General features: G+C 28.5%; 32 protein-coding genes and 1 other annotated feature. Of the genes, 7 read left to right on the forward strand and 25 right to left on the reverse strand.

Going from position 1 to position 25902, the window contains the following annotated elements:
* Nucleotides 1–41: 41 nt before the first annotated feature.
* Together FNZ64_RS01045 and FNZ64_RS01050 are read right to left on the reverse strand one after the other, a co-directional pair.
* Complete coding sequence (locus FNZ64_RS01045; RefSeq protein WP_142413027.1) at nucleotides 42–1211, reverse strand: MalY/PatB family protein; 1170 nt, start codon at nucleotides 1209–1211, stop codon at nucleotides 42–44.
* Nucleotides 1212–1444: 233 nt separating this feature from the next.
* A complete protein-coding gene (locus tag FNZ64_RS01050; RefSeq protein WP_142413028.1) occupies nucleotides 1445–2590 on the reverse strand; it encodes a pyridoxal phosphate-dependent aminotransferase in 1146 nt (381 codons plus the stop codon).
* Nucleotides 2591–2850: 260 nt separating this feature from the next.
* Between FNZ64_RS01050 and dapD the strand changes: the two genes are divergently transcribed.
* Nucleotides 2851–3558 (forward strand): 2,3,4,5-tetrahydropyridine-2,6-dicarboxylate N-acetyltransferase, encoded by a 708-nt coding sequence (gene dapD / locus FNZ64_RS01055; protein WP_142413029.1) that lies wholly within the window; start codon nucleotides 2851–2853, stop codon nucleotides 3556–3558.
* 27 nt (nucleotides 3559–3585) lie between these two features.
* Here dapD and FNZ64_RS01060 read toward each other — a convergent pair whose 3' ends face one another.
* Complete coding sequence (locus tag FNZ64_RS01060; protein ID WP_142413030.1) at nucleotides 3586–4272, reverse strand: single-stranded DNA-binding protein; 687 nt, start codon at nucleotides 4270–4272, stop codon at nucleotides 3586–3588.
* Nucleotides 4273–4502: 230 nt separating this feature from the next.
* Nucleotides 4503–5261 (reverse strand): polysaccharide deacetylase family sporulation protein PdaB, encoded by a 759-nt coding sequence (gene pdaB / locus FNZ64_RS01065; RefSeq protein WP_142413031.1) that lies wholly within the window; start codon nucleotides 5259–5261, stop codon nucleotides 4503–4505.
* Nucleotides 5262–5404: 143 nt separating this feature from the next.
* On the opposite strand from pdaB, the gene FNZ64_RS01070 reads away from it, so the two are divergent.
* The gene (locus FNZ64_RS01070; RefSeq protein ID WP_142413032.1) at nucleotides 5405–5935 is read left to right on the forward strand and encodes a DUF4364 family protein; all 531 of its coding nucleotides are present in this window, start codon (nucleotides 5405–5407) and stop codon (nucleotides 5933–5935) included.
* Here the strand turns inward: FNZ64_RS01070 and FNZ64_RS01075 are convergent.
* Nucleotides 5932–6801, reverse strand: a complete 870-nt coding sequence (locus tag FNZ64_RS01075) for a YncE family protein (RefSeq protein WP_142413033.1) — start codon at nucleotides 6799–6801, stop codon at nucleotides 5932–5934. The two genes, FNZ64_RS01070 and FNZ64_RS01075, sit on opposite strands and share 4 nt — an antisense overlap.
* A gap of 152 nt (nucleotides 6802–6953) precedes the next feature.
* Here FNZ64_RS01075 and FNZ64_RS01080 point away from each other — a divergent pair, with 152 nt between their 5' ends.
* On the forward strand, nucleotides 6954–7202 hold the full coding sequence (locus FNZ64_RS01080) for a TIGR03905 family TSCPD domain-containing protein (protein WP_142413034.1): 249 nt from the start codon (nucleotides 6954–6956) through the stop codon (nucleotides 7200–7202).
* A gap of 157 nt (nucleotides 7203–7359) precedes the next feature.
* Here the strand turns inward: FNZ64_RS01080 and FNZ64_RS01085 are convergent, their stop codons facing one another.
* Nucleotides 7360–8658: a bifunctional folylpolyglutamate synthase/dihydrofolate synthase gene (locus FNZ64_RS01085; protein ID WP_185903637.1), complete on the reverse strand. Its 1299-nt coding sequence runs from the start codon at nucleotides 8656–8658 to the stop codon at nucleotides 7360–7362.
* A gap of 396 nt (nucleotides 8659–9054) precedes the next feature.
* Between FNZ64_RS01085 and FNZ64_RS01090 the strand changes: the two genes are divergently transcribed.
* Nucleotides 9055–9321: a hypothetical protein gene (locus FNZ64_RS01090; protein ID WP_142413036.1), complete on the forward strand. Its 267-nt coding sequence runs from the start codon at nucleotides 9055–9057 to the stop codon at nucleotides 9319–9321.
* Nucleotides 9322–9432: 111 nt separating this feature from the next.
* Here FNZ64_RS01090 and FNZ64_RS01095 read toward each other — a convergent pair whose 3' ends face one another.
* A complete protein-coding gene (locus FNZ64_RS01095) occupies nucleotides 9433–12081 on the reverse strand; it encodes a valine--tRNA ligase (protein ID WP_142413037.1) in 2649 nt (882 codons plus the stop codon).
* 163 nt (nucleotides 12082–12244) lie between these two features.
* Nucleotides 12245–12468: a binding site (T-box leader), on the reverse strand.
* 291 nt (nucleotides 12469–12759) lie between these two features.
* Here FNZ64_RS01095 and FNZ64_RS01100 point away from each other — a divergent pair.
* Nucleotides 12760–13035 (forward strand): ATP cone domain-containing protein, encoded by a 276-nt coding sequence (locus FNZ64_RS01100; protein ID WP_142413038.1) that lies wholly within the window; start codon nucleotides 12760–12762, stop codon nucleotides 13033–13035.
* A 245-nt stretch (nucleotides 13036–13280) separates the two neighbouring features.
* On the opposite strand, the gene cls is transcribed toward FNZ64_RS01100, so the two are convergent.
* Complete coding sequence (gene cls / locus FNZ64_RS01105) at nucleotides 13281–14714, reverse strand: cardiolipin synthase (RefSeq protein WP_142413039.1); 1434 nt, start codon at nucleotides 14712–14714, stop codon at nucleotides 13281–13283.
* A 280-nt stretch (nucleotides 14715–14994) separates the two neighbouring features.
* Between cls and FNZ64_RS01110 the strand changes: the two genes are divergently transcribed.
* Complete coding sequence (locus FNZ64_RS01110; RefSeq protein ID WP_142413040.1) at nucleotides 14995–15252, forward strand: hypothetical protein; 258 nt, start codon at nucleotides 14995–14997, stop codon at nucleotides 15250–15252.
* A 376-nt stretch (nucleotides 15253–15628) separates the two neighbouring features.
* Here FNZ64_RS01110 and FNZ64_RS01120 read toward each other — a convergent pair whose 3' ends face one another.
* Nucleotides 15629–16183, reverse strand: a complete 555-nt coding sequence (locus tag FNZ64_RS01120) for a VanZ family protein (protein WP_142413041.1) — start codon at nucleotides 16181–16183, stop codon at nucleotides 15629–15631.
* Between the two features lie 285 nt (nucleotides 16184–16468).
* On the opposite strand from FNZ64_RS01120, the gene FNZ64_RS01125 reads away from it, so the two are divergent.
* Entirely contained in the window at nucleotides 16469–16810 is a 342-nt protein-coding gene (locus FNZ64_RS01125) for an ABC transporter substrate-binding protein (RefSeq protein WP_142413042.1), read from the forward strand.
* A gap of 40 nt (nucleotides 16811–16850) precedes the next feature.
* On the opposite strand, the gene FNZ64_RS01130 is transcribed toward FNZ64_RS01125, so the two are convergent.
* The 16 genes from FNZ64_RS01130 to FNZ64_RS01205 form a co-directional block, all read right to left on the reverse strand.
* Entirely contained in the window at nucleotides 16851–17555 is a 705-nt protein-coding gene (locus FNZ64_RS01130) for a hypothetical protein (protein ID WP_142413043.1), read from the reverse strand.
* A 286-nt stretch (nucleotides 17556–17841) separates the two neighbouring features.
* Nucleotides 17842–18249 carry a TM2 domain-containing protein gene (locus tag FNZ64_RS01135; protein WP_142413044.1) on the reverse strand — a complete coding sequence of 136 codons (408 nt, stop codon included), beginning with the start codon at nucleotides 18247–18249 and terminating at the stop codon, nucleotides 17842–17844.
* A gap of 247 nt (nucleotides 18250–18496) precedes the next feature.
* On the reverse strand, nucleotides 18497–19438 hold the full coding sequence (locus FNZ64_RS01140; protein ID WP_142413045.1) for an N-acetylmuramoyl-L-alanine amidase: 942 nt from the start codon (nucleotides 19436–19438) through the stop codon (nucleotides 18497–18499).
* A 42-nt stretch (nucleotides 19439–19480) separates the two neighbouring features.
* Nucleotides 19481–19654 carry a hypothetical protein gene (locus FNZ64_RS01145; RefSeq protein WP_142413046.1) on the reverse strand — a complete coding sequence of 58 codons (174 nt, stop codon included), beginning with the start codon at nucleotides 19652–19654 and terminating at the stop codon, nucleotides 19481–19483.
* 12 nt (nucleotides 19655–19666) lie between these two features.
* A complete protein-coding gene (locus tag FNZ64_RS01150) occupies nucleotides 19667–19891 on the reverse strand; it encodes a hemolysin XhlA family protein (RefSeq protein ID WP_142413047.1) in 225 nt (74 codons plus the stop codon).
* Between the two features lie 83 nt (nucleotides 19892–19974).
* Nucleotides 19975–20325 carry a hypothetical protein gene (locus FNZ64_RS01155; protein WP_142413048.1) on the reverse strand — a complete coding sequence of 117 codons (351 nt, stop codon included), beginning with the start codon at nucleotides 20323–20325 and terminating at the stop codon, nucleotides 19975–19977.
* A 213-nt stretch (nucleotides 20326–20538) separates the two neighbouring features.
* Complete coding sequence (locus FNZ64_RS01160) at nucleotides 20539–20682, reverse strand: XkdX family protein (protein WP_142413049.1); 144 nt, start codon at nucleotides 20680–20682, stop codon at nucleotides 20539–20541.
* Nucleotides 20683–20684: 2 nt separating this feature from the next.
* Nucleotides 20685–20945, reverse strand: coding sequence for an XkdW family protein (locus FNZ64_RS01165; RefSeq protein WP_142413050.1), 261 nt, complete (start codon nucleotides 20943–20945; stop codon nucleotides 20685–20687).
* Entirely contained in the window at nucleotides 20945–21454 is a 510-nt protein-coding gene (locus FNZ64_RS01170; RefSeq protein WP_142413051.1) for a hypothetical protein, read from the reverse strand. Before FNZ64_RS01170 ends, FNZ64_RS01165 begins: the two co-directional genes overlap by 1 nt.
* On the reverse strand, nucleotides 21454–22245 hold the full coding sequence (locus tag FNZ64_RS01175; protein WP_142413052.1) for a phage tail protein: 792 nt from the start codon (nucleotides 22243–22245) through the stop codon (nucleotides 21454–21456). The genes FNZ64_RS01170 and FNZ64_RS01175 overlap by 1 nt, the downstream gene beginning before the upstream one ends.
* 12 nt (nucleotides 22246–22257) lie before the next feature.
* Nucleotides 22258–22908, reverse strand: coding sequence for a phage tail protein I (locus tag FNZ64_RS01180; RefSeq protein WP_142413053.1), 651 nt, complete (start codon nucleotides 22906–22908; stop codon nucleotides 22258–22260).
* On the reverse strand, nucleotides 22908–24065 hold the full coding sequence (locus FNZ64_RS01185; protein WP_243129167.1) for a baseplate assembly protein: 1158 nt from the start codon (nucleotides 24063–24065) through the stop codon (nucleotides 22908–22910). The genes FNZ64_RS01180 and FNZ64_RS01185 overlap by 1 nt, the downstream gene beginning before the upstream one ends.
* The gene (locus tag FNZ64_RS01190) at nucleotides 24055–24357 is read right to left on the reverse strand and encodes a hypothetical protein (RefSeq protein WP_142413054.1); all 303 of its coding nucleotides are present in this window, start codon (nucleotides 24355–24357) and stop codon (nucleotides 24055–24057) included. Before FNZ64_RS01190 ends, FNZ64_RS01185 begins: the two co-directional genes overlap by 11 nt.
* Nucleotides 24358–24365: 8 nt before the next feature.
* Entirely contained in the window at nucleotides 24366–24785 is a 420-nt protein-coding gene (locus tag FNZ64_RS01195; protein WP_142413055.1) for a phage tail protein, read from the reverse strand.
* Between the two features lies 1 nt (nucleotide 24786).
* Complete coding sequence (locus tag FNZ64_RS01200; protein WP_142413056.1) at nucleotides 24787–24984, reverse strand: hypothetical protein; 198 nt, start codon at nucleotides 24982–24984, stop codon at nucleotides 24787–24789.
* Nucleotides 24984–25901 (reverse strand): phage late control D family protein, encoded by a 918-nt coding sequence (locus tag FNZ64_RS01205; protein ID WP_142413057.1) that lies wholly within the window; start codon nucleotides 25899–25901, stop codon nucleotides 24984–24986. Before FNZ64_RS01205 ends, FNZ64_RS01200 begins: the two co-directional genes overlap by 1 nt.
* Between the last annotated feature and the right edge of the window lies 1 nt (nucleotide 25902).

The raw sequence follows: 25902 nt of genomic DNA on the forward strand, positions 1-25902 counted from the left end.
CCATGCAAGAACTCTGTTCCTCAATTCTTGCATGGTTTTTGTTAAATATTATTAAGAGCTCTATATATATTATTTAATGCCTTTGATAACAAATCACGAGAACATCCTATGTTCATTCTCATAAATCCACTTCCTGATTTTCCAAAGATTGTGCCAGAATTCAAAACAATTCTACATTCTTTTATAAAAAATTCTTCTAATTCCTTATGACTTAAATTTAAGCTACTACAATCAAGCCATAAAAGATAAGTTCCTTCACTTTCTATAGCTTTTATTTCAGGAATATGTTTTTTGAAAAACTCTATGGCATAGTCTTTATTATCCTCAAGATAAACTAGCATCTCTTCTAAATACTCTTCTCCCTCATTATAAGCTGATTCTAAGGCTGTTGTTGCAAATATATTAGGCTTAGACACAAAATGTTTTTCTAGTTCACTACTTACTTTTTCCCTTAATTCATCATTAGGTATAATTAAGTTTGAAACTTGAAATCCAGCTAAATTAAAGGTCTTTGTCGGTGCTGTAGCTACTATAAAGTTTTCCTTTATATCCTTACTTATATTAAGTAGGGAAACATATTCTTTTTTTCTAAAAATAAGATCGCTATGAATTTCATCAGAAATTATATTTACATTGTGTCTTAAGCAAATCTCATGCAGTTTATTTAATTCGTCACTACTCCATACTCTTCCCACTGGATTATGTGGGCTACATAATATAATAGCCTTTGTCTTATCTGTTATTTTATTTTCCAAGTCCTCAAAATCCATATAATATTTCCCTTCTTTATATGTAAGAGGATTTTCCACTAATCTACATCCTGAATTTTCAACTATGTCAAAAAAGCGATGATAGACAGGAGTTTGTAATATAACCTCATCACCTTCTTCTGTTATAGCCTTTAAGGAAAAAAGTATACCTTGTACCACAGTAGGTGCAAATAAAATCCATTCCTTTTTTAATTCAATATTATGTCGTTTTTTGTTCCATGCAATTATAGCTTCATAATAAGATTCTGGTATAAAACTATACCCAAATACACCTTCTTTTAATTTCTTTTCTATTGCATCTTGAATAAAATACCCACACCTAAAATCCATATCAGCAACCCATAAAGGTATTAAGTCCTCTCTATTAAATGTTTCCTTAATAGTGTCCCATTTTACACTATTAGTTCCTTTTCTTTTTACTATTTCATCAAAATTGTACACCCAAGATCACACTCACTCTCGTATAATCTGAAATTATTAAGATTTGGCTGTGTTACAAATTTTCATCTAACACAACTAAGATTTAAATAATTCTCTATATATAATATTAATACTATTAATACTACATGTCTAATAGAAAATGATTATATATTTATTTTAACCAATTAGTATTCCATCCAACATTGCTGTTATATTCAAAATAAGAGTGAAAACTCTATCTAAAGCTAAAAACCTTATTTGTTTATAAACCTTTCAATTCTAATAAGAGCTTCATTAAGTTCCTGTATAGAATAAGAATAAGATATTCTAACATGCCCCTCTCCCTTACTACCAAAGGCACTTCCTGGAATAATGGCTACCTTTTCTTCCTTTAATAAGGATTTGCAAAATTCAAAGCTATTGTTACTATAATTCTTTATAGATGGAAAAACATAAAAAGCCCCTTTAGGCTTAATCACATCAAAGCCCATACTTTTCAATTTATCGCATAGGAAATCTCTTCTTTTTTCAAACTCACCTCTCATTAACTCTAAACTATGAAGGGAATACTTTAGTCCTGCATAAGCTCCCCATTGAGATACGGAGCTAGCTGAAGATACATTGTATTGATGAACTTTCATTATATGCTTAAGCAAAGAGCTATGGGTACAAATAAATCCAACCCTGAGACCAGTCATGGAAAACATCTTAGAAAACCCGCCAATTAATATTATTTTCTCCTTTATATCCTTATACTGAGCCAATGAAAAATACTGATTTTCATAGCATATAGAGGCATATATTTCATCTGATATAACTAAAATTTCTCTTTCCTTAATTATATTATAAAGTTCATTTCTGCTCTCTTTATCTAATATAGCTCCTGTTGGATTTGTAGGAAAGGAAAGTACTAATATTTTTGGGTTTTCCTTTTCAATAATAGTTTTTAATCCTTCTATATCTATAGTAAAATCTTCTTTAAGATAATAATTGACAACTTCCCCTCCTGCAATCTTAACACAGCTTTCATAAGCTGGATAAGCTGGGTTTGGAATTAAAACCTTATCTCCTTCCTCTACTAGAGATAAAAATGTTGAGCTTAGTCCTTCACTTCCTCCAACAGTTACACATATTTCATCCTCATTATAGGATATATCCATTTTATTTAAATAACTTTTAATTTCTCTTCTCAATTCTAATATACCAGCATTAGGAGTATATGTTGTTTTATCTTCCTCTATGGCTCTTATCATGGCTAATTTTACTTCCTCTGGAACCTTAAAATCTGGTTCACCTAAAGTTAAAGAGATAGCCCCTGGTACCTTTACAACTTCATTATAAAATTTTCTTATTCCTGAAATCTCAATGTCTTTTATCTTATTACAAACTAATCTTTCCATAATATCACCTTAATCCTTTTAAAATCACTCATACCATGTATTATATATTAAAATATTTCCTTTATTAATTTCTGCCCTTTATTATAACTCTCATACTATGTATTGTATCTTTAAAATTAATCTCTTTCAATAATTTTTATATTTATGTTGCCCTCTCCACTAACAATGATGTAAAATAATATATAGTTTATTTTGTTTATTTTTTTATTATTGTGTCAAAATAATAATAAGTAAATAAATCTATGGAAGGGAGTATTACCATGAATTATAATTTAACTGACCCATATGAGATCGCAAGATACATAAAAGAAGCTAAGAAATCTACTCCTTGCAAGGCTTATATTCAAGGAAACCTAGAAGGATGTACATTTGAAAATATAGAATCCTTTGGAGGAAACAATTTTTTTCTTTTATTTGGTGAAAATGAAGATATAGAGAAATTTATAGAAGATAATAAAGAAAAAATTGAAAAGTACAGATTAGAAATAGACAGGAGAAACTCAGCAATTCCACTGTTAGATTTAAGCAAATTAGAGGCTCGTATAGAACCTGGTGCTCTAATTCGTGATAAAGTATCTATAGGTAAAAAGGTTGTAGTTATGATGGGAGCTGTTATAAACATAGGCTCTGAAATCGGTGACGAATCCATGATAGATATGAATGCTGTATTAGGTGCCAGAGCAAAAATCGGTAAGAGATGCCATGTAGGTGCAGGAGCTGTTATAGCTGGAGTTTTAGAACCACCAAGCAAATCCCCGTGTGAAATTGGAGATAATGTAGTAATTGGAGCAAATGCTGTTATTTTAGAAGGTGTAAAAGTTGGTAAGAATTCTGTAGTAGCTGCAGGCTCTATTGTTACTTCAGATGTACCTGAAAATGTAGTAGTTGCTGGTGCACCTGCAAAAATAATTAAATCAGTAGACGATAAAACAAAAGGCAAAACTGAATTACTAGAGGACTTAAGATAAAAAAAAGGGGAATTTCCCCTTTTTTTATTATATAGCATCCTTTTCTGAAGTTTTATCTGAATCGTTTAAAGTTTCCTCTTCTTCACTTAAGTCAAGTTCCTTATCTACTAATTCCATTTTAGATATTGAAACTTCATAAGCTACCTTTTCAATTACATCTTCACCTAACTTCTTTTGATATTCCCTACTCTGTAGTCTACCCCAAATTCTTATGTTATCTCCCACTTCAAGGGCTTTACAGAATCTTGAGTTTCTTCCCCAAGCAATGGTAGGTATATAATCTGATTTATTATATGCTCTATTAACAGCAAGTAGCATATCTGCAATTTCTCTTCCAAATGGTGTTTTCCTATATATAGGACTTTTACATATAAATCCATTTAAGAAGATTTGGTTAGGGTTTTTACTCTTTTCTTTACACTCATATATATCTCTAGCAAATACGGTAAGTATTAATCTATTTGCCCCATCTACATATTTATTATAAGATCTTAATTGCCCCTCTACAATTATGTCTCTTCCTACTTTAACATCAAAAGTTGTTAAAAGACGTTCTGAAATAGTAATGTTAATTTTGTCTTTAGCATCACTTAATCTTGAAACTTCTATGTAAAATGAATAGAAGCCTTCCCCATACATTTCATGACTAAACTCTAAGTCTGTTATTACTGTCCCCTCTAAGTAAATATTATTATTGTTCATTAAATTATCCATTGTAACCCCTCTTCCCTTTGTTTTTTTAACTTCTTATAATTATTTATATTATGTTTTTTTATAATTTATAACCTTATTATGAATTATATCCTTACCATAATTCATAATATTTGTTATCTATACCTATATTTTAAAGCACGTTTCCATTATAATACAAATCACCTTGTACTTTCAACCTATTTCTTATTATATTTTATAATAATTAAACTAGTTTAACATAAATTTCATAATTACTTCTTAATCTGCTTCCCTGTATTATCTATATAATAATTATCTTTATATATTAGTTCAGATATTGGTACAATCTCATATCCATCTTCTTTTAACTTTTTTATAATTCTATCTAAATTTTCTGGTGTATACTTTGCATTATTATGAAATAATATTATAGAACCTGGTTTTACTTTTTTTATTACCCTATCATATTCAATATCTGCCCCATGTTCCTTCCAATCAATACTGTCCACATCCCATTGAATTGGTATATGTTTTGTGCTTTCAACAGCTTCTACTGCATCATTATTATAGGCACCTGAAGGAAATCTAAATAATTTTGTTCTTTCACCAGTAATACCCATTATCTTTGCATCAGTTATAGCAATTTCATTTATTATCTTGTCTTTAGAAATTTTGGTCATATCTGCATGTGTATTTGAATGGTTTCCTATTTCATGTCCTCTTTCATGTATAAGCTTTATCTTATCAGGAAATTTTTCCACCCATCCCCCTAGTACAAAAAAACTTGACTTAATCTTATATTTATCTAAAGTATCAAGTATTTTTTCTGTATTATCTGGTCCCCAATTAATATCAAAGGAAATTGCTACCTTCTTATTCTTTGTATCTACACAGTATACAGGTATCTTCTTATTACTTGAGAACACTGAAGTAATGTCCTTAGTGTTAAATTTTACAAATATTAAAAAAATTAAAGCTGCACAAATACCTATGCCTATAAATATAGTATGTTTTTTTTTCAATTTAATCAAGTAATTTTCCCCTCCTCATTTTAATTATTAATAAATTTATATTCAATATTTTTAATTAGTATGATAGAATATTAGTGAAAAAGTATATTATATAAACTTATTAGAATATCTTTTTTATTAATTCCTATTAAGGGAGGGATATAATGAAGGAAGATACACTAGAACTTGCTGAAAATAAGTTATTACTCTTATATATTATTAATGAGATTAAACTTCCTATATCAAATCTTCAGCTAACAGAAATTGTTCTTGAAAATAATTTTTTAAATTATTTTAATTTGCAACAATATTTATTGGAATTAAATTCTTCAGGATTTATTAAATCTATTGAAAAAGACGAAAAAATAAGGCTTTGTATTACGGACAAAGGTGAAAAAGTTTTAACTATGTTCTTCAGTAGGATTTCTGAGGATAAAGTAGATAAAGTATCCCTATATTTAGATAAACACATGGAGAATATAAAAAAACAAATAACTATAACATCAGATTATACTATAGAAGGAAAAGATAATTTCATAGTTACTTTAGGAGCATATGAAAATGAGTCCATTTTAATTGAAGTAAAGTTAAGTGTTCCTAACAATAAACAAGCAAGAGACCTCTGCACAAAATGGAAAGAAAACTCTGCCCAATTATATGATAATGTCATTAAAACACTAATCAGTGATGTTTAAACTAATATCATACTATTGGGCTCTTTCCCAATGTATATATGTTTACTTTCTAAGTCTTTTAGTGAAATTCTAATTAATTTACTATTAAAATAATCTCCTATATATAAAAAATTATCCTTCTCTATAACTCCTCTTGGCATTCCTCCTACTTTTATTCTTTCTACCTCTTTAAAATCTTTCTCATCTATTATACTTATAGTTCCTTCCCCCATATTTGAAACATATATATTCTCTTTCCCACAGAATATATCTACAGGATTTATTCCTACCTTTAAAATTTTTACCTCACAAAGATTTTTATCTAATATTCTTATATTTCCATTTTTATTACTACCTAGACAACTCTCACAAACAAAAATTTTCTCTCCACAACTAGAAAACACTGCTTTTGTGGGATAGCTACCGATAGATCTATGCTTTATGCTCTTTTCTTCTTTTAAGTCAATTAAATTTAAAACACCATCACCCATGTTACAAACTAAAATCATATTATAGTTATGTTCTATATCAACACTATGAGGAAAATTACCACAAAAGATTGTCCGTTCTATAATTTTTTCTTTAATATTGAAAATCTTCATATCATTAGAGTCACCACAAACTATATAAGCCTTATCTTCATAAACTTTAACATCATTACATCTAGAACCAATATAAAAAGAACTTATAGAATAATCTTCTAAATTTATTATAGTTATATCATTGCTATAATTATTTGCAGTAATAATATGTTGGTTAAACCTTGAAATACCGTGAGGACCAATTCTACTATGAGTAGAAAGATTAATTCGTTTATTTTCATTAAATTCTTTAATATCTATTTCTGATATATAATCTGAAAAGGTGTTACAAACATATATATTCACTATTTCACCCCCTAGTTTTAATTTATGTTTAATTTTTAGTAATGACATACTACTTTTAAAGTATTAATTTAAAATTCAATTCTTATTGATATACTGCATAGAGTAATATAAAATAATATATGTAAATTTTAAAAAAGGGGTGACAGTATAAAATGTATACTTATTATCCAAAGGGAGTATGTGCAAGGGAGATACATTTTGAGTTAGATAATAATAAAATAGCAAAGGTTAACTTTATTGGTGGGTGTAACGGTAATCTTCAAGGTATTTCAAAGCTTTTAGAAGGCTTAACTGTTGAAGATGCAATTAATAAATTAGAAGGAATACGCTGTGGCAATAAACGAACTTCTTGCCCAGATCAATTGGCATGTGCACTTAAAGAGTTAAGGAAAGGTAATTAGATCTGCCATTATACTCTGAAATACATCAATAATTTAATATTGGACTGTATTACAGAAAAATGTTGATATGAAAATCACTTCATATCAACATTTTTCTCTTACAAAGTCTTTAATTTTAAATAAGTCTACATTAGAAAAAATATCCTTATTATTATGCTTAATTATTATGCTTAATTATTTTTCTCATATCTCCTATCATATATAAGGAGCCTGATATTAAAATTAAATCATCTTTTGAAGCTAGTTGTAAAGCTTTTTTATAAGCATTTTCATATTCTTCCTCATAAGAACAATTTTTATTGTATTTTTTTACAATATCTTTTAATTCTAAAGATAATTTTGCCCTATCACTATGAGGAGTCACTGTAATTACATGCTTAGCTAAAGGAGCTATGGTTTCTACCATATTGTCAACTTCCTTATCTTTTAGTATGCCTAATATTAATATAATGTTATTGTATTTAAAATACGTTTCTACACTTTCTTTTAAGCTTTTTATTCCATCAATATTATGCGCTCCATCAATAACTACTAGTGGCTCTCTTTTCATCATCTCTAGTCTTCCTGGCCATTTAACCTTTTTAAGCCCTTTTAAGATATGCTCCTTTTCTATATTAATTCCTTGTTTTTTTAAGACCTCTATAGCTTGTATACATAAGGAGCAATTTAAAAGTTGATGTTTACCTAATAAATTTAATTCTATATCATAATTTTCTTCTTCGCCTTTTATAGATATAAGTTGTCTTACATTATCTCCTTCAATAACTTTTATAAACCTTGCAGAATCCTTATTTACTTTTATTAAAGGAGCCTTTAGCTCTTTACATCTATTTTCTATAACTCTTTCACTTTCCTCCAATTGAGGATAAAGAATTAAAGGAATATTTTCTTTTATTATACCAGCCTTTTCATAGGCTATTTTCTCTAAAGTATCTCCTAGAATATCCATATGATCATAACTTATAGAGGTTATTAAAGTTAGAATTGGGGAAAGTACATTGGTTGAATCTAATCTTCCTCCTAATCCAACTTCTATTACAGCAAAATCTACATTTTTTCTATAAAAATATAAAAAAGCTGATGTGGTTACTATTTCAAAATATGTTGGCTCACCATAACCTTCTTTTATAACCTTATCTATTACAGTGGATAGTTCTGTAATAATTTCTGCAAACTCCTCTTTTTTTATATATGAATTTGATATTTGAATTCTCTCCTCAAACTCTTCTATATAAGGTGATGTATACATACCAACCTTATATCCCGCCTCTATTAAAATTTGATTTAACATAGCTGTAGTAGAACCTTTTCCATTAGTTCCTGCAACATGTATAGCTTTAATATTTTTATGTGGATTACCTAAGATTTCTAAAATTCTTTCCGTTCTCTCAAGTCCAAACTTCATTCCAAACTTTGCAGTATTTTCAAGATAATTCATAGCTTCATTATAATTCATTTTAATCCCTCGCTAACTTTATGCCATATTTCTTACCTAATTATATCAAATAGTTTTTTTTATTCAAAGTCTATGTTGATTTGATATGTGGATTGGATATGTTGATTAATTTTTATATAATAGTAATTGATTAATTTTTATCTATGTAGTATTATGTTATTGATAAAGTTTATTGATTAATAAACAGAGTTCTTTGCTTTATAGAGAGTTTTTACTTCCATTAAAGCTTATTAACAGAATTCTTAGGAGTTTTACTCCTTAGAAGTAGTTATCCTTTAGTGGAAATCCTTATCCAGAGACCTATCTACTCTTTTTCTTAACCTTGAAAAAGAGATAAACTTATTAGAAGAGATAGTAATGGATAAAATCTTGTCTTTATATTAGGAGTGATTTTCTATGACAGAAAAAGAAAAAGATCTAGACCAAGAAAAATATGACTTAATATTTGAAAACGCTTATAATGATTTTATTAAAACCATGAAAGAGGATCCTAATTACTCAATAGAAAGTTTAGAATCTCTTTTAGAAAGTATGTACATTGTTCAAGGTAATGACCAGCTTGGAAGAGGTAGTAGACATGATATAAGTATAAATGCTACTATAGCTGCAGCTGAAACAGTGCTATATGAATGGAGAAAACAATTAAGAAAATCAAAGCAATAAAATATTAGTTATGGTCTAGAAGCATATTTAAGTTAGAAAACGGGGCAACTTATAATAAAGGACAAATTATTCAAAGGGAGTTTAAAAACTCCCTTTGAAGTAGAATTCTTCTTATAAAGCTTTTAAAGATTCTATTCTTTCTAAAACGGTATTGTACATAGACTTATATTTTTCTGCCTTTTCTTTTTCTTCTTGTACTACAGCTTCTGGTGCCTTACTTACAAATTTCTCATTAGATAATTTTTTCTCTACCCTATCTATTTCTTTTTCTAACTTTTCTTTTTCCTTATTTAATCTATCTATTTCTTGTTCTAGATCTATAAGGTCTAATAGTGGCATATATATCTCCGCACTCTTAGTAACCGCTGATACAGCATCCTTAGGTGCTTCTTGTTTACTATTTAAGAAGATAACTTCACTTGCAGAAGCTAACTTTTCAAAGTAAATTCTACCCTCTTCAAAAGCTTTTTTCCCTTCATGTGCTAATATCATAAGTTTTGCTTTTCTAGAAGGTGGTACATTCATCTCAGCCTTAAGATTTCTAATTGCTTTTATAGCTTCTATAATATATTTCATGTTTTCTTCTGATTTTAAATCTTCTAGTTCTTCTTTATATTCTGGCCATTTAGATATAGTAATTGATTCATATTCTGTATCTAAATGAGTATATATTTCCTCAGTAATAAATGGCATTACTGGATGTAATAATTGTAATCCCGTAGTTAGAACTGTGTACAATACATTGTATGCAATTCCCTTAGCTTCTTCATCTTCAGAGAAGAATACTGGTTTTACAAGTTCAATGTACCAATCACAGAATTCATTCCACATAAAGTCGTAAATTTTTTGTAATGCTATACCTATTTCAAACTTCTCTATGTTTTCTGTAACCTCTTTAACTACAGTATTTATTCTTGATAATATCCATTTATCTGCTATAGAATAATTCTTACTATCTTTATACTTCTCCATTAATTCACTATCAAGATTCATCATAACAAATCTAGAAGCATTCCAAATTTTATTAGCAAAATTTCTAGCTGATTCTACTCTTTCCTCATAGAATCTTATATCATTTCCTGGGGAATTTCCTGTAACTAACATGAATCTTAGGGCATCTGCTCCATATTTATCTACAATCTCTAAAGGATCTACTCCATTTCCTAAAGACTTAGACATCTTACGTCCTTGACTATCTCTTACAAGTCCATGCATTAATACATTTTCAAAAGGAACTTCTCCCATATTATGAAGTCCTGAGAATATCATTCTAGCAACCCAGAAGAATATAATGTCATGACCTGTAACTAAAGTTGCTGTTGGATAAAAATATTTTAAGTCCTCAGTATCATCTGGCCATCCTAAAGTTGAGAAAGGCCATAATGCAGAACTAAACCAAGTATCTAGCACATCTTCCTCTTGCTTTATATTCTTGCTTCCACACTTTGAACAGCAATGCGGATCTTCCATAGATACCATAATTTCATCGCAGTCCTTACAATACCAAACTGGAATTCTATGTCCCCACCATAATTGTCTTGATATACACCAATCTTGTATATTGTCCATCCAGTTAAAATAGGTCTTTTCAAATCTTTCTGGAATAAATTTTATTTTTTTATCTTTAACAACCTGTATAGCTGGCTCTGCTAGTGGCTCCATTTTAACATACCATTGTTTTGAAAGCATAGGTTCAATTACTGTACCACATCTATCGTGAGTTCCAACATTATGGTCATGTTTTCTTATTTGAACTAAAAGTCCCGCTTCTTTTAAGTCTTCTACCATGGCTACTCTTGCTTCATATCTATCCATGCCAGAATATCTTCCATAGCCTTCTTTTATAGTTCCATCTTCATTCATAACAACTATTTGTGGAAGATTATGTCTTTGTCCTACACCATAGTCATTAGGGTCATGAGCTGGTGTTATTTTAACTGCACCTGTTCCAAATTCCATATCTACATAGCTATCAGCTACTATAGGAATTTCCCTGTTAACAAGTGGTAACATTAATTTCTTTCCAACTAAATGAGCATATCGTGAGTCCTCTGGATTTACAGCTACAGCAGTATCTCCAAGCATAGTTTCTGGTCTTGTAGTTGCTATTTCTAAGTATTCATCTGAACCTACTACTGGATATTTTATATGCCAGAAGTTTCCTTCTTTTTCTTCATGCTCAATTTCTGCGTCTGAAATAGCAGTCATACATTTAGGACACCAGTTAGTTATTCTATCACCTTTATAAATTAATCCTTCTTCATAAAGTTTAACAAAAACTTTTCTAACAGCCTTACTTAGGTTTTCGTCCATAGTAAATCTCTCTCTTGAGAAATCTGCAGAACAACCTATTTTTTTAATTTGTCCTCTTATTCTATTTCTATATTCATCTGTCCATTGCCAAACTCTATCTAAGAAGGCATCTCTGCCCATTTCTTTCTTGTCTAGTCCTTCTTTTATTAGCTCTTTTTCTACCCTAACCTCTGTTGCAATACTTGCATGGTCTTCACCTGGTAACCATAAAGTACTATATCCTTGCATTCTCTTTGTTCTAATTAAAATATCTTGAAGAGTATTGTCAATAGCATGACCTAAGTGCAATTGACCTGTTATATTTGGTGGTGGCATTATAATTGTATAAGGTTTTTTACTTTTATCCACTACTGGAGTAAAAAATTTCTCCTCCTCCCACCATGCATATAATCTCTCTTCAAACTCTTTCGGATCATAGGTTTTAGCTATATTTTTATTTTCATCCATATTTTTTCCTCCTTTAAGTGTATTACTATTATTGAAATTTAATCTTTATCATATTTTTTAATATATATTTTAAAAGAAATTCTTAACCTAGTGAGGCAGTGATGAAGTGACCCTCATATTATCTTATTCTAACTTAGCAAAAAATAAAAAGCGCTGTAATCCTAAAAAGGACGACAGCGCGCGTTACCACCTTTATTCTTAAAATACAAAAAATCTATATTTTAAGCTCTTAAAATTTTTAACGATAATACCGTTTCTGCCTAATACAATTTCAGCAGAAAAGCTCCAAAGCTACCTTCAAAATGCTTCCTATAGAAGACCTTACAGCCAGTGAATCTTCCTCTCTTAATATTTCACACTTTTACTCCTCTTTATCATTGCCTTTTCATATTTACTTATACTTTACAATTATAAACCATAATTTCAATATGTCAATATTAAAATTATATAAATTATAATTCTTAATATAAACTCTATAATGCGATCACAAAAGATTATAACTTTTCACTGTCTTAGAGAAAATGTTCATATGAAAATCGTTCTTGTAGAAAATTTCACTTTAATATATTAGTAAGATTGAAAAGTTTATTAATATAAATTTAAGGTTATTTAATATTTATATAATTCATGTTATAATTAAACCTATATTCATAATATTTTGATAAATTGGAGGGATCTATGGTGAAAATTAAAAAGAAACATGGGAATATTGAAGATTTTAATATAAAAAAAATTAGAACAAGCTTAGAAAATTCAGCTAATGACATTAATTTTATTTTAACAGAATCAGATATACAGATAATTCTTGGTGATATAGAAAATACTTTAAAAGAACTTAGAAATAATGATGGACATACTTCTTCTTATGAAATCAGAGGCTTAATATACAATATATTAATTAATATGAAATTTGATAAATTGTGTAGATCTTATATGTTTCCTAACAGAGATTAAACATGGAATTCATAAACAGGTCTATTAGCTTTAGACCATGTTTTTACTCTCACTTTAAAGAAAATATTTGTATTAACGCAGATAAAATCTTTTTAATAAAAATTTAATATTGAAGTGAAATTAAGACATGTAGGATAATTAAACTACATGTCTTGATTTTTATCCTCTGTTTATCCAATTACTATCTGATCTAATACTCTCATCTAAGAAAAGAACAGGTGCCTCCCTGATAAAGTTTTCTTAACTTATAATATTGGGGAAAGAAGTCTAACTACGGATTCTGCAATTTTAGTGGTTCTACTTCTATTTTTAAAATCCTCAAGTTTTATCTCTTTACAAAACTCCATATCTTCTATAAACTGATTTTTCATCTTTTCGCTAATGGAGGTATTGTATATTACAGCATTAGTTTCAAAGTTTAAGCTAAAACTTCTAATATCCATATTTGCTGTTCCAACACTACATACAGTATCATCAGATACTATAACCTTACAGTGGAGGAAGCCCCTATTATATAAATATACCCTAACACCGCTTTCTAATAATTCTCCTATATATGAATTTGCAGCCCAAGCCATAAACTTATGGTCTGGTATTCCTGGTATCATTATTCTAAGATCTACCCCAGATAAAGCTGATAATTTTATAGCGTCTAACATAGTTTCATCTGGAACAAAATAAGGTGATTGCAAATATACATATTTTTTTGCATTATTTATTACTTTTAGGTATACATTTCTAATATAAGGTTCCTTATGGTCAGGACCACTAGAGACTATTTGCATTCCAGTAATACTGTTAGCAGCATTATTCTCTTTTATATATTTATTAAAATCATCTATTTCTTCCCCAGAGGCATAAGACCAATCTAGTAAGAATCTCTCTTCTAAATCCTTAACAGCCTCTCCCCCTATCATAATATGAGTATCTCTCCAATATCCTATTTTTTTATCTTTGCTTAAATATTCATCTCCTACATTAAACCCACCTACAAAAGCCTTTTTGCCATCTATAACCACTATCTTTCTATGATTTCTATAATTTATACGTTTATTAATATATGGAAGAATATTAGGGAAAAAAACTGCATATTCTCCCCCAGCCTCTAAAAATTCCTTTAAAAGTTTTTTACTATTTATTTTATAGGATCCCATACCATCGAACAATAGCTTTACCTCTACACCTTCTTTAAGTTTTTTGGTGAGCCTATTTATTAATTCCTTTCCTGTACTATCTTTTTGTATGATATAATATTCTACATGAATAAACTTTTCTGCCTTTTCTATTTCTTCATATAACTTTTTAAATTTACTAGCCCCTTCAAAAAATAAATCCACCTTATTTTTTTGAGTATATAAGGCACCAGTATTTCTAAAATTCAGCTGTATTATATCTATATTTTCAGCTGTATCTTCATCATATTCATAATCTCTTCTCGCCTTATTAAAATACTCTTTTTTTATCTTATCATTTACAAGTTTATGACTAAACATTTTTTCTCTAGTTAAGTTTTGTCCAAAAAGTAAATAGATTATAAATCCTACAACAGGCAAAAACATAATTACTAAAAGCCATGCCCAAGTAGTAGTAGGATTTTTTCTCTCAAAAAAAATTAAAACAAAAACAAGAAATATATTTATTACAACTATGGAAGTTCCTAAAAAAATCCCTATACTCATCCTTTTCTCCTTTATTAGAACATAATTTTATAAATTTCTACATTCCCTTAATAATATTTTATCAAAAATCGTAATTAATACAATGTTATAAAGAAAATTAACATTTAAATCACAGTATTTATATTAAACATGCATTTAATTTGTATAAATACACCTATTTTACCTGATAGCATTCTTCAATTCATTTTCCTAAGAGTTTGTTGTATAATATAGTTATTAAATTTATTGCATAAATACTAAATGATAGAATAGGCTATAATTATAATATGGAGGTGCTAAGATGAATTCTGATGAAAAGATAATAAGTTTACTAGAAAATCTCACTGCCTCAGTTTCTCAAATTCAATCGGATATAACAGAAATAAAGGGTAAAATTAATTCTGTTTATGAGCAAACTGCTGACCTTACAGAATTTCGTACAGAAACTAAAGATAGTTTTAGTTTAGTTTCTAAAGATATTAAATTTATAAAGCATAAACTTCGTGAAACAGAAGAAGACGTGTTTGATATTAAAGATCATTTTAAACTAATTAAATAAATATACTAAGACACTCACGTAGGTGTCTTTTTGCTGTTAAAAAATTCTTAATCTTTAGTGGACTAAAGACTCCCCCCTAAAACTAAGAACTCTGTTTATCTTCTATTTTAATATTTATTATAATCTTTTCCCTAACTGCATGTTCACAAAACAATGCTTCTAAAACTAAAGTAAAAGAAGTAAATGTAAACGAAGTGACACGTTCAATTTTCTATGCACCAATGTATGTTGACATAAATGAAGGCTTCTTTGAAAAGGAAGGATTAAAAATTGAACTATCTGCGGGACAAGGTGCTGATAAGACGTTTACAAAAACACATTATAAAAATAGCCACCGATTTGGTGACTTTTTTATTTTTAATATTTAATTATGTTGTTACTTACTATAAACATGCTTATAAACTTTCAAAACTAAATATCCCACTACTCCTCCTAGGGTATTACAAATTAAATCTAATATATCAGTAGCTCTTGGGATAGATAAAATTTTAAAATATGATTCAAAATATTGTAATATCTCAATACATAGAGAAACACTAAAACATAAAAGTATAACATGCTTTAGATTGTTAACTTTTTTATTATATCCATTAAAATATAACAGTATTGGTAATGGAGCTAATAATAAAATATTGCCTGCAATATTTATAAAAGCATATTTATTAAAACCATAATCAAATATACTAACTATGTTCAAGTTGATAACTGGAGTAATATCATTAGGTATATTAGATATCCTAATAGGAAACAAAGTTACCCCTATTAGTAATGTCAAATACTCAATTAAAGCTAATTTTAAAAGTGCACTCTTAACTGTTTGAAAATCTATTTTTTTATTTTCCTTGATGATTTTTACTATAAAACATAATAACCATATAATAAAGCTTAACATTAATATTAATTCTTTTTTTATTACAATACCTGTTCCCATAAATTTCCCCCTGGTATAAGTTTTTTCTTTTATAATTACTCCTCCATATTCTTTATCAATAGGCCAAGTACAATATATATATAACTTTTTAGCATGTTCATACTTATCTATATTTCTATTTCATATTATAACATATATTTTTTACTTTCTGTAATATTTTTCATGCGCATATTGTACGAAATCTACTTAATTACTACAATATTATAAAGAAAATTAACATCTAAATCATATTCTTCATATTATAAATATGCAAACTATAAAATAATTTTATAAGGAGATTTATTTATGAAGAAAAAAAGTTTTAAAATGATTTTATCTTCTATTTTAATATTTATTATAAGCTTTTCCCTAACTGCATGTTCACAAAACAATTCTTCTAAAACTAAAGTAAAAGAAGTAAAGGTAAACGAAGTGGCACGTTCAATTTTCTATGCACCAATGTATGTTGCCATAAATGAAGGCTTCTTTGAAAATGAAGGATTAAAAATTGAACTATCTACGGGACAAGGTGCTGATGCAACCTATTCAAAAAGACAGATAAAAAAACCACCAATTATGGTGGCTTTTTTTATGGATTGCAAACTTTACAATGTGTATACCCTTGGTTTTGAGCATCTGTCTTTTTAACTCCTAATATATTATATCTAAACATAATCTTATCTATTTGTTATTTCTTTTTTAATGTTAATGTTCCATTAAATGTTCTTGGCTTATCTTCATTATAAATTAAATCTTTTCTTATCAAACATATAATTTCTTCATATCTCCTACTTTTTAAATTTAATAACAACAAAAGCTCACGTCCTACGGTTGATTTGAACATAGTTAAAATCATTACAACATAAGTAATTAACATTAAAACTAATATCATATTATCCTTGGTATATTCAATGTCCCTAATAAAATTGTTCCAAAATGGAAGTACTAGTGTAAACAAAATACCTATAGACCATAACTTATCAACTTTATGTTTTGAAGCCTCTTCCTTTAAAATCTCTATTAATAACACTTTCTGACTATATGTTTTAATGCCATATTCAACATCTATATATTTAATAAGCTTTTTTCTTCTGTATGTCTTAATTATTTCAATTCCCTTCGCTTTTATATGATTATCTTTTTGTATTCTCGTAAATAATCCATTTTTTAGTTTTACTATAAAATACAAATCAAATATATAAATAGCTACCCCCCCAAAAATATACTCAATCCTTTTATTTGTATAAATAAGGCTTAATATTAAAAGTATAAAGCTTATTGCAAGAGTTGTACTTATAAGCATTGCTTTTATTTTCTCTTTTGTTTTTAAAATACTTTTTATCCCTAGGTTTCGTGTGTAGTATCCATATAATTCATTAACACTAAATTCCACAATAATGCACCCCAATTACATTTAATTTTTTATATATTTTTAGGTTCAATTAAATAATTATATGTATTGTACTAAACCTAATTATTAGGCTATAAGTTAATCTTTATCCTATATTTAATATCCCCTTTCTATTTGATACTCTTTGTATATTTTAAGAGAAATTTATAAAAACTTTTCGAAAACAAAATAAAAAAGGTAGCTGCAACCTAAGCTCCGACTACCTTATTAGAATTTTCCCTAAACTTATAAAATATTTTGAGAACCATATTCTTCATTTATTGCATATCTACACATAATAAGTAGAAGGTTTAGATAGTAACGCAAGAAGATCTAATATTACTCCTACTAGACATAATCCAAACGTAAAAAAATATATTATTCCTTTAATTATTTTTCCTTCATAAAATTTATGCGCCCCAAAAATGCCAAATAGTAAACATAATAACAAGGCTGTACTTTTTCTTTTAGGATTACCAAAATGCCTACCACCATTAATATTCGCATTTACATTAGCATTAACATTTCTACTAGAATTCTCATTGTTAATTACTATGTTAGGTTGATTAGTTTTAAGTTCTTCCACTTGCCTACCACATTTAGTACATATAACTGCATCAGCTGGAATCTTCTCCCCACAATGCTTACAATATTTAAGATCTCCATATTGAGAATTTCCGCTATTTAATTGTTCCATAAAAATTCCCCCCTTTTGACAATATTATGTCTAAATTATACATAGAGTTGAACAATTTGTAAACATATACATAATAGGAAGTTGAATATTGTTAATTATAAAAACGAAACAACTTAATAGCCATTCTAATTTAATAAAATATTGTATTTTAGCCTGTGTTAAATGCTTTTTGTTTCGTAATATAAAAGGACTAAAGAAGTTAAAAACCTTCTCTAATCCTCTTTTATACGTATCTTATTTTTTACTATCAATTTAATTTCTTAAAAAACATTTGCCATGTTTTTTGACCCATTATACCATCAACAGATAAACCATATGTTTTTTGAAAATGTTTTACGGCATTTTCAGTACCTGTACCATATACACAATCCGCTCCATATGGAGAAAGAAAATTAATATACCCCATGTTTATTAGCATTTCTTGAATGATTTTTGTTATATTTCCCTTAGCACCTTTCTTACACATAGGAACTGCTGCTAGAGTTTTTTCTCCTGGAATACCATCAACTGATAATGAACCGAATCCTTGAGAATTTATCTCTTGTTGTAATCTTTTAATTAATAAAGTACGACCTTTATCAATAGTCTGTTTTCGGGGTTGAGTTTTTTTAATTTCATTCGAATTGATAGGTTTTGTTGCATTAAATGGCTCTCCTAATATACCCGCAACGATAGCATCTGCTATTTTACCTGGACCTAATGCTTTATACAGTGAAATGTCCTTAGGATTATTTATAAAACATACTTCTATAAGCATTGCTTTCATTTTAGTACGCCTTATGACATGTAATCTAGAGCCATCTTTTATACCTCTATCCTCAAATCCTAAAGCTATTAAGTTATTTAATACTCTAACAGCTTCAGGCATCTTAACTCCATCTGTGGTATAAATTTCAGTTCCTGTGCCTGGTCTTCCTTCATTATGATTAAAGTGAATTGATGTAAATATATTAGCGTTTGATTTATTAGCTGTACTAGATCTATATGATAACGATGCAGCTATATCAGTCGCATAATCTGTATTACAAATTGTAATCTTACCGCCACGAGCTTGTATTTTTAAACTTACTTGATTAGCAACTTCTCTTGTCAAATTTTCTTCTTTTAAATTGCATCCTTGTGCACCAGTATCTGCACCGGTTTTGCAGTGTCCAGCATCTAAAGCTAAATGTAATTCTGAAATATTCATAATAATTTACCTCCTAAAAGTTTGATTTAAAAAAGAACAGAACTATTTGTCCTGCTCTTTTCTATCTTTAGAAAAATAAAAAGCTATAACCATTGTATAGATAGTTATAAACTCTGTATTTAAAGTGTTTTTAATTGCTAATATGGCAAATACCATAGTCATAATGACCGCTATCAACCATCTGGCACTTGTTATTTTGCTTAATATTCTTTCCATATTTTAATCCTCCTAATTAAATTTTATTAAAGCACCCAAAATGCCTAAAATAATAGCTCCAGCGATTGTTCGCCAGAGCCACTTTTGATTATCTTTAATTTCTGCTATATCTTTTTCATTTTGCATAGCTTTAGTACAAGCCATATCTGCTTTTTCCCTTGTACTGTTATATCCATCTATTTTAGTTTCAATTCGTACTATTCTTTCTAATATTTCTTGCTGTATACTTCCATCCATATTGCACCTCCAAAATTATACTAAAAAAGAACCTGCCTTAGGCAAGTTTCTTTTTTATTGTTTCTAAATTATATAACAAGCATTTACTTAATATCATTTTTGAATTTAAATCTAGCATCTTTAGGTATTTGTACATCTCCTTCTATAACTAATTGAGAGCATAACAATAACTTTCCACCAAAAATTCTCTTTCCAAGTCCATTCGCCTTTCTTACTCTAGTTTCTTCTATTTCAAAAGTAACACTTGCTTCTCCTCTTTTCCCACTCATTCCTGAAAAATATCTATTAATAAAATTAGGTTCTCCCTTGGTAACCCAAACTACTTTTTCACTGTCTTCGATTTTTTTTAAATACTCTATAAATTTATCTTGATTATTTTTAAACACTTTTAATAAAATTCTATTAGGTCTAATAACCCCTGCATTTAAAAGCATATTCTCTTGTTTTCTTCTAATACTTTCATTTGTCCCCCTATGCGTAACTGTTATATATTTTTTTATAATGATCCCCCCCCTTATTAAATATTTATCTCATATTAACATTTTTATCTTTAATGTTCAAACTTTATATAAATATCTCTATATTTTTTTAAACATAAAAATTACACCTCACTATTTAGGTGTAATACCTTGTATCATAATTTGGTTCTATTGTGTAAATTCTATTCCAGTTATCTGCTTATACTCTTCTATTGTAATTTCTCCAAATTTATTATCTTCTGTCTTTACTACCATCTTTAATTGTTCTAAAGTACACCATTTATATTCCCATGCCAAACTCCAAAATTTCATGATTATCTACCTCCTGCTAATTGTATTTTCACTTGTGCTAATTCCTGTCCTAATGTGTTTATTATATTATCTTTCTTAACATTTTCTACTTTAGATTGTGCCAACTCTTGCCCTAATGTATCTACTTGTTTTTGTAATTCTAATATTGGGTTTTTAGGCAGTTCTGGTATAACTTCTTTAGGTTCTTGACCTTGTAACACCTTAATTATTGCACCACTTTCGTATTCCGTTATAAGATAATCACCTTCTATATATTGTTTCATTATTTTATACCTCCTAAAAAATAAAATATTGAAGGATAACCTTTTTTTATTAATACTTTTATGCTTTTTTTAAAAAATATTGGTTGTGCTATATATTTATCTATGTTAACCGTAGGAACACTACCCTCTGCAATCTTAGATTTAGACCATGTTGAATCAGAGAAATCACCAATATGTGAAACGCCACGTATTAATAAATATCTAATATCTGATTCAGCAACATTTAAATACAAACTTCCATCTATATAAATATCAACATCAAAATAATCTTTTTTACCACCGATAAATAAATTTCTTATATACCCTTCACCACTAATTTCAAACACAATGTTATTATTATAATAATCACGGTTGTTACTAACCTCTACATTTTTATATTGACTCCAATCAATCCCCCCACTTATTGGAAATTGAGCTTTAATAAAATTAGTATCTTGTTTTATTACGTCAACGTTAGATTTTACACTGTCTAACGTTGGTTTATCTGCTATATAAATTTCACCTGCCATTATAACACCTCCCTATAGTATAAAAGTCCATTTTTAATACCTAATTCATATTTTTTTGTAGTAGAATCATCTACTATTTTTTTATTCATTTTCTCTTCTAAAGATGTTTCAATTGTTTTTCCTGAAGATGTTTTTATATCACTTGCTTTAAGGTCTACATCTCCTGTTTTCCCATTTACTTTTGTTACTGGAACAGTTATACCCTTAAATTTATTATCTACTTCTGTTTTACTGTATGCTCCAACATCACTAGCACTCAACTCTACTGCACCAGTTTTATTATTTACAGAAGCAACAGGGATTTTTATATCCTTTATTTTATTTTCTAATATTTCTATATCTTTTTTAGTGGCCAATATAACTGTAGGATCCACCTTAAGAGTTACACTAGAAGCATTAGAAACTTCTAATATCATTTTTATAACTAGATCTTTAGTGCTGCCATCAGCACTTTGTGGTTTATATGTTTCAGGATATTTGCCTATAGCTATTAAGTTTCCCTCACTATCAAAAACACCAGCTTCACGAATCATGAAGCCACCTATATTACCTGGTAAAATTGTTTGTAAGACTATCCAATTAGGATTATTTTCATCAACTGTTATACTACTTATAACTCCTTCCCACACTTTATTCTTAAGATCTGTTTGTTCTTCTGTTGGGTTATAATAGCTTCCATTGCTATCTCCTACCTGAAATTTTGCTAAGTTTAACTTTGTCCCTAATGCACTTGCATTAGCTATTTTAGCTTTTCCCACTTTTGTGAGTAGTGTATAGAATTGTTCTGCCAAGTTAATCCCTCCTTACTTCGGATATATAGTTACATTTTCTACTCCTGAACTTTGTGCAGTAGCTATATTTACCCTTCCTTTACTTTCTATATCCTTAGGGCTCCAAGGATATACTGTTATTTCTTCACCAGAAGTGATGCATGCACCTAAGTATATTTTTCCTTTACCAGTTAGGAATATAGTTATACTTCTAATCCAACTACGTGCATTTTTATATGCATTCACTAGTTTTTCTAACTTCTCTATGTTTTCCTTAGAAGCTCCTTGTTCTGTAACTTCTACATTCAATTTAAAAAAGAATGGCTCGTCATTATATTCAAACCATTCTTCTAATGTTGTACGTCCAAAAACTGATGTAGCTACATCTAGAACTGCTTTAGGTGTACCTTTTATTTTGTGCCAATATAGAGAGTTTTTTATTAAGTCTCTTTTTTGTGATATAGACAAATTATAGTCATAAAAGTCTACGTGCATTTGCCAGGCTAATTCATCAATTACTTTTTCATCTAAATGATCAATTCTAGAATAAATTAAAACTAATTTAGACTCTTCATTTAGTCCTTTAAAATGTGGTTGTAATGCTTCACACATAGCTATTGTTGTAGGATCATTCTTCATATGTGAGGTTTGTAAATCTAATAAATTTATATTATTTAAATCCATTATTCAAGTCCTCCATATTTTACAGTTATATCTCCTACTTTAGCTACTTCCGTTTCTTTTAATTCTCTAAAATTGGGAGTATTCACAACTATTCTTCTAATAGCTGTACATACCTTTCCATCTCCAATCTTGTATGCCACTGCATTTTGTATTCTAAATCTTAATTCATCAGGATTTATTCTTTTGCCCAATTGCTCTTGTTGCCAATTAATAAAATCTCTTATAGCTCCTTCAGAACAGTCTAATTTTTCTCCTTCTATTAGTTTCCTGAACTTTAACTCTTCTGTTTCATGTTGCATATCCAAATAATATTCAATATTAATATCATATTTAACTATTTCAGGAGCTTTAACTTCAACCTTGTCTGTAAGGGGTCTCCTATCTTTTTTACTACATACATCTAAAACATTATCCAAGACCTCTTTTCCTGGTATCTCTCCATTTTTCAATAATGGAATTATATTAATAACTCCAGGACTAGGACTTATTATTTTTACATCAACAATATTAGAGTTTGCAGTTTTAGCAAAATACTCATATGCACCACTTGGTCCTGCTGTGCTGTAACTTTCAGGTGCTAACCTACATCTTTCCCTGTAACGTTCATTTGTTTCTATATCACTTCCACCTTCTGAAGTTGTTATATTCACTATGCTTTCAACAAATGCTATAGGATCTACAATATTTTTTATTTGTCCTGGTAAAAAATTATTATATTCTTCTCCGATATCCACTGCTTCTAAAATGCATTCTGCTTCACCTTTATTTACTGATATAATAATATTTTTTGTAACTCTAAAAAATATAGTTCCATCAGGTGTAATTCTTGTACCTTCTGGAACTATTATATCTTTATTTTGTCCTTCAATTAGTTTAATTTTCCCCTTGCAAGTTGCTCTAGTTGCTTGCAACCTTTTCGTACTAAAGAAATCCTCACCTATACAATCTAGAATTTCATCCCTAGCATATCTTAATAGGTTTTGTTTAGCACTATCATTTATATTATTTTTACATGCAACAATTATAGGTACTATTTGTTGTAAGAAAATTCTTCGCTCGTCACCTGGATATAATGTTTCTCCATAGGTTTTTTCAAAAGAAGAAATCACATCCATATAAATGTTTTCTGCAGCTGTTTCTATAAAGTTAATCTCCAACTTCAATCACCACCTTTAAAATTGGAATATTGTTTTCTAATCCTAAATATTCAATATCTTTAATTAAGGCTCTTGGTTCATTTTCCTCTATTAAATCAAAAGTTTCTTCTATAATCTTTGACACATACATATCTATGGGAAGGTCAATATTACTAGAATCTCGTCCCAAATTTCTATTGTATGCTACTTCATGAGTATGCGTATTTAATATATTAGATACATTTTGTACTATTCTTTCTTTACCTTTGGCATTCCAATTTAAACATGACTTTGTATTAAAAGTGTATTCCATAATTATATCTAACCTTCTTTTTGTTTTTTACCTGCTCTAAAATACTCTTTAAAAGTTACTTTTACAGTGGCTTTTAGAAATTCTCCTTTATTATTTATCATTGTATCTTGAACTTCTACATTGGTAAGTAGAAACTTATAATATGTAAAAGGTCTGTTATTTACTATGAATAAATATGGTTTTCTTCTATTCTGCAAATTAAGCCAACTAATAATTTCCCCTCTTACATTTACATTTTTTTGTTTTAGTAATTTAATTTCAAAGCTAAAAGTGTCTGCATTTAATCCTTTTACATAAATAGCAGGCTTTGTATTTTCTAATTCCTGTTCTTCTACATTTACAGATGATGAATATGAAAATTCATCAAAAGTATATATTTTACTTAAGCTTACTGAAAATTTCATAGGACCGAAAACAGCTATAGCCATCTTATATCACTCCTATAATTACACCATCTGTTAAGTTATCTTTCCAAAATGCTACTATAACTATATTTCCTACTTTAAGTTCACCTAAATTTCTAGATATAGGGATTTCATAAGTCATATTATTATCTAGCTCTGGGAAAAATACTCTTGCTTTTCTAGTTACATTATTTACAAAAGATACAATTCCTTTTTTATTCACTAATATCCCTCCAATACTCTACGAACTTTTAAACTAGACTTATTATTTATAAGATCATGCCTTATTCCATAAATAAAATACTTCCCTGAGAAATCATTTAATTTTATGTTTATAACATTTCCTGAGGCTAATTTATCATCTAGTCTTATGGTAAAAGAACCTATTGTTTCAAACTTATTCTCATATCTTAATAAATTCTTAGAGTATCTTTCAGCTTCTCCTAAGCTATCTACTTTAATATCCTTAATTAACTTAGGGCCTATGACATTACTCTTAAATTCATACTCTATTAATTGATTTTCTTCGGAATAACATTTAACTATACAACTAGAATATAAACTATTACCCTTTGTATTAAATTCATACCCACCTTCAAACTCAGTGCTATCAAACTCTTTTATTGTTTGTGATTGCTCCATATCCCTTTCATTAAAAATTACTAATTTGTTATCAGTAACTTTTAATGCATATCCTTCTAATATACACCTTTCATTTAAATAACCTAAGGGAGTTCTGTTTAATAGATCTAATCTTTTATACCTAAATTCTTGTATGCCATATGTTTTAAGTTTTAAACCTAATACTAAAGCTAATTCGCTGGCCATTTGTATAAAACTAATATTCTCCCATGTCCTACAAATTAATTCCTTAGCTTTAAGTGGTGTAGATTTAGCATATATTTTAAATTTACCACTACTTAAGCCAAAACTATCTACAAACATAATGCCACTCTTAAATTCTCCTTTAATAAGTTGTACAGTATCCCCTTTCTTAACACTCCAATTTCTCCATTCATTTTTTATATCTGAAAATTCTAATTCTATAGAATCAGCCATGCCTCCAGCTGTATCATTTATTATTGCCTTAGTTAGATGTACGTCATTAATTATGTTAACTGCATTATATATAAAATCCAAT

The sequence above is a fragment of the Hathewaya massiliensis genome (assembly GCF_902143515.1).
Taxonomy (GTDB): domain Bacteria; phylum Bacillota; class Clostridia; order Clostridiales; family Clostridiaceae; genus Hathewaya; species Hathewaya massiliensis.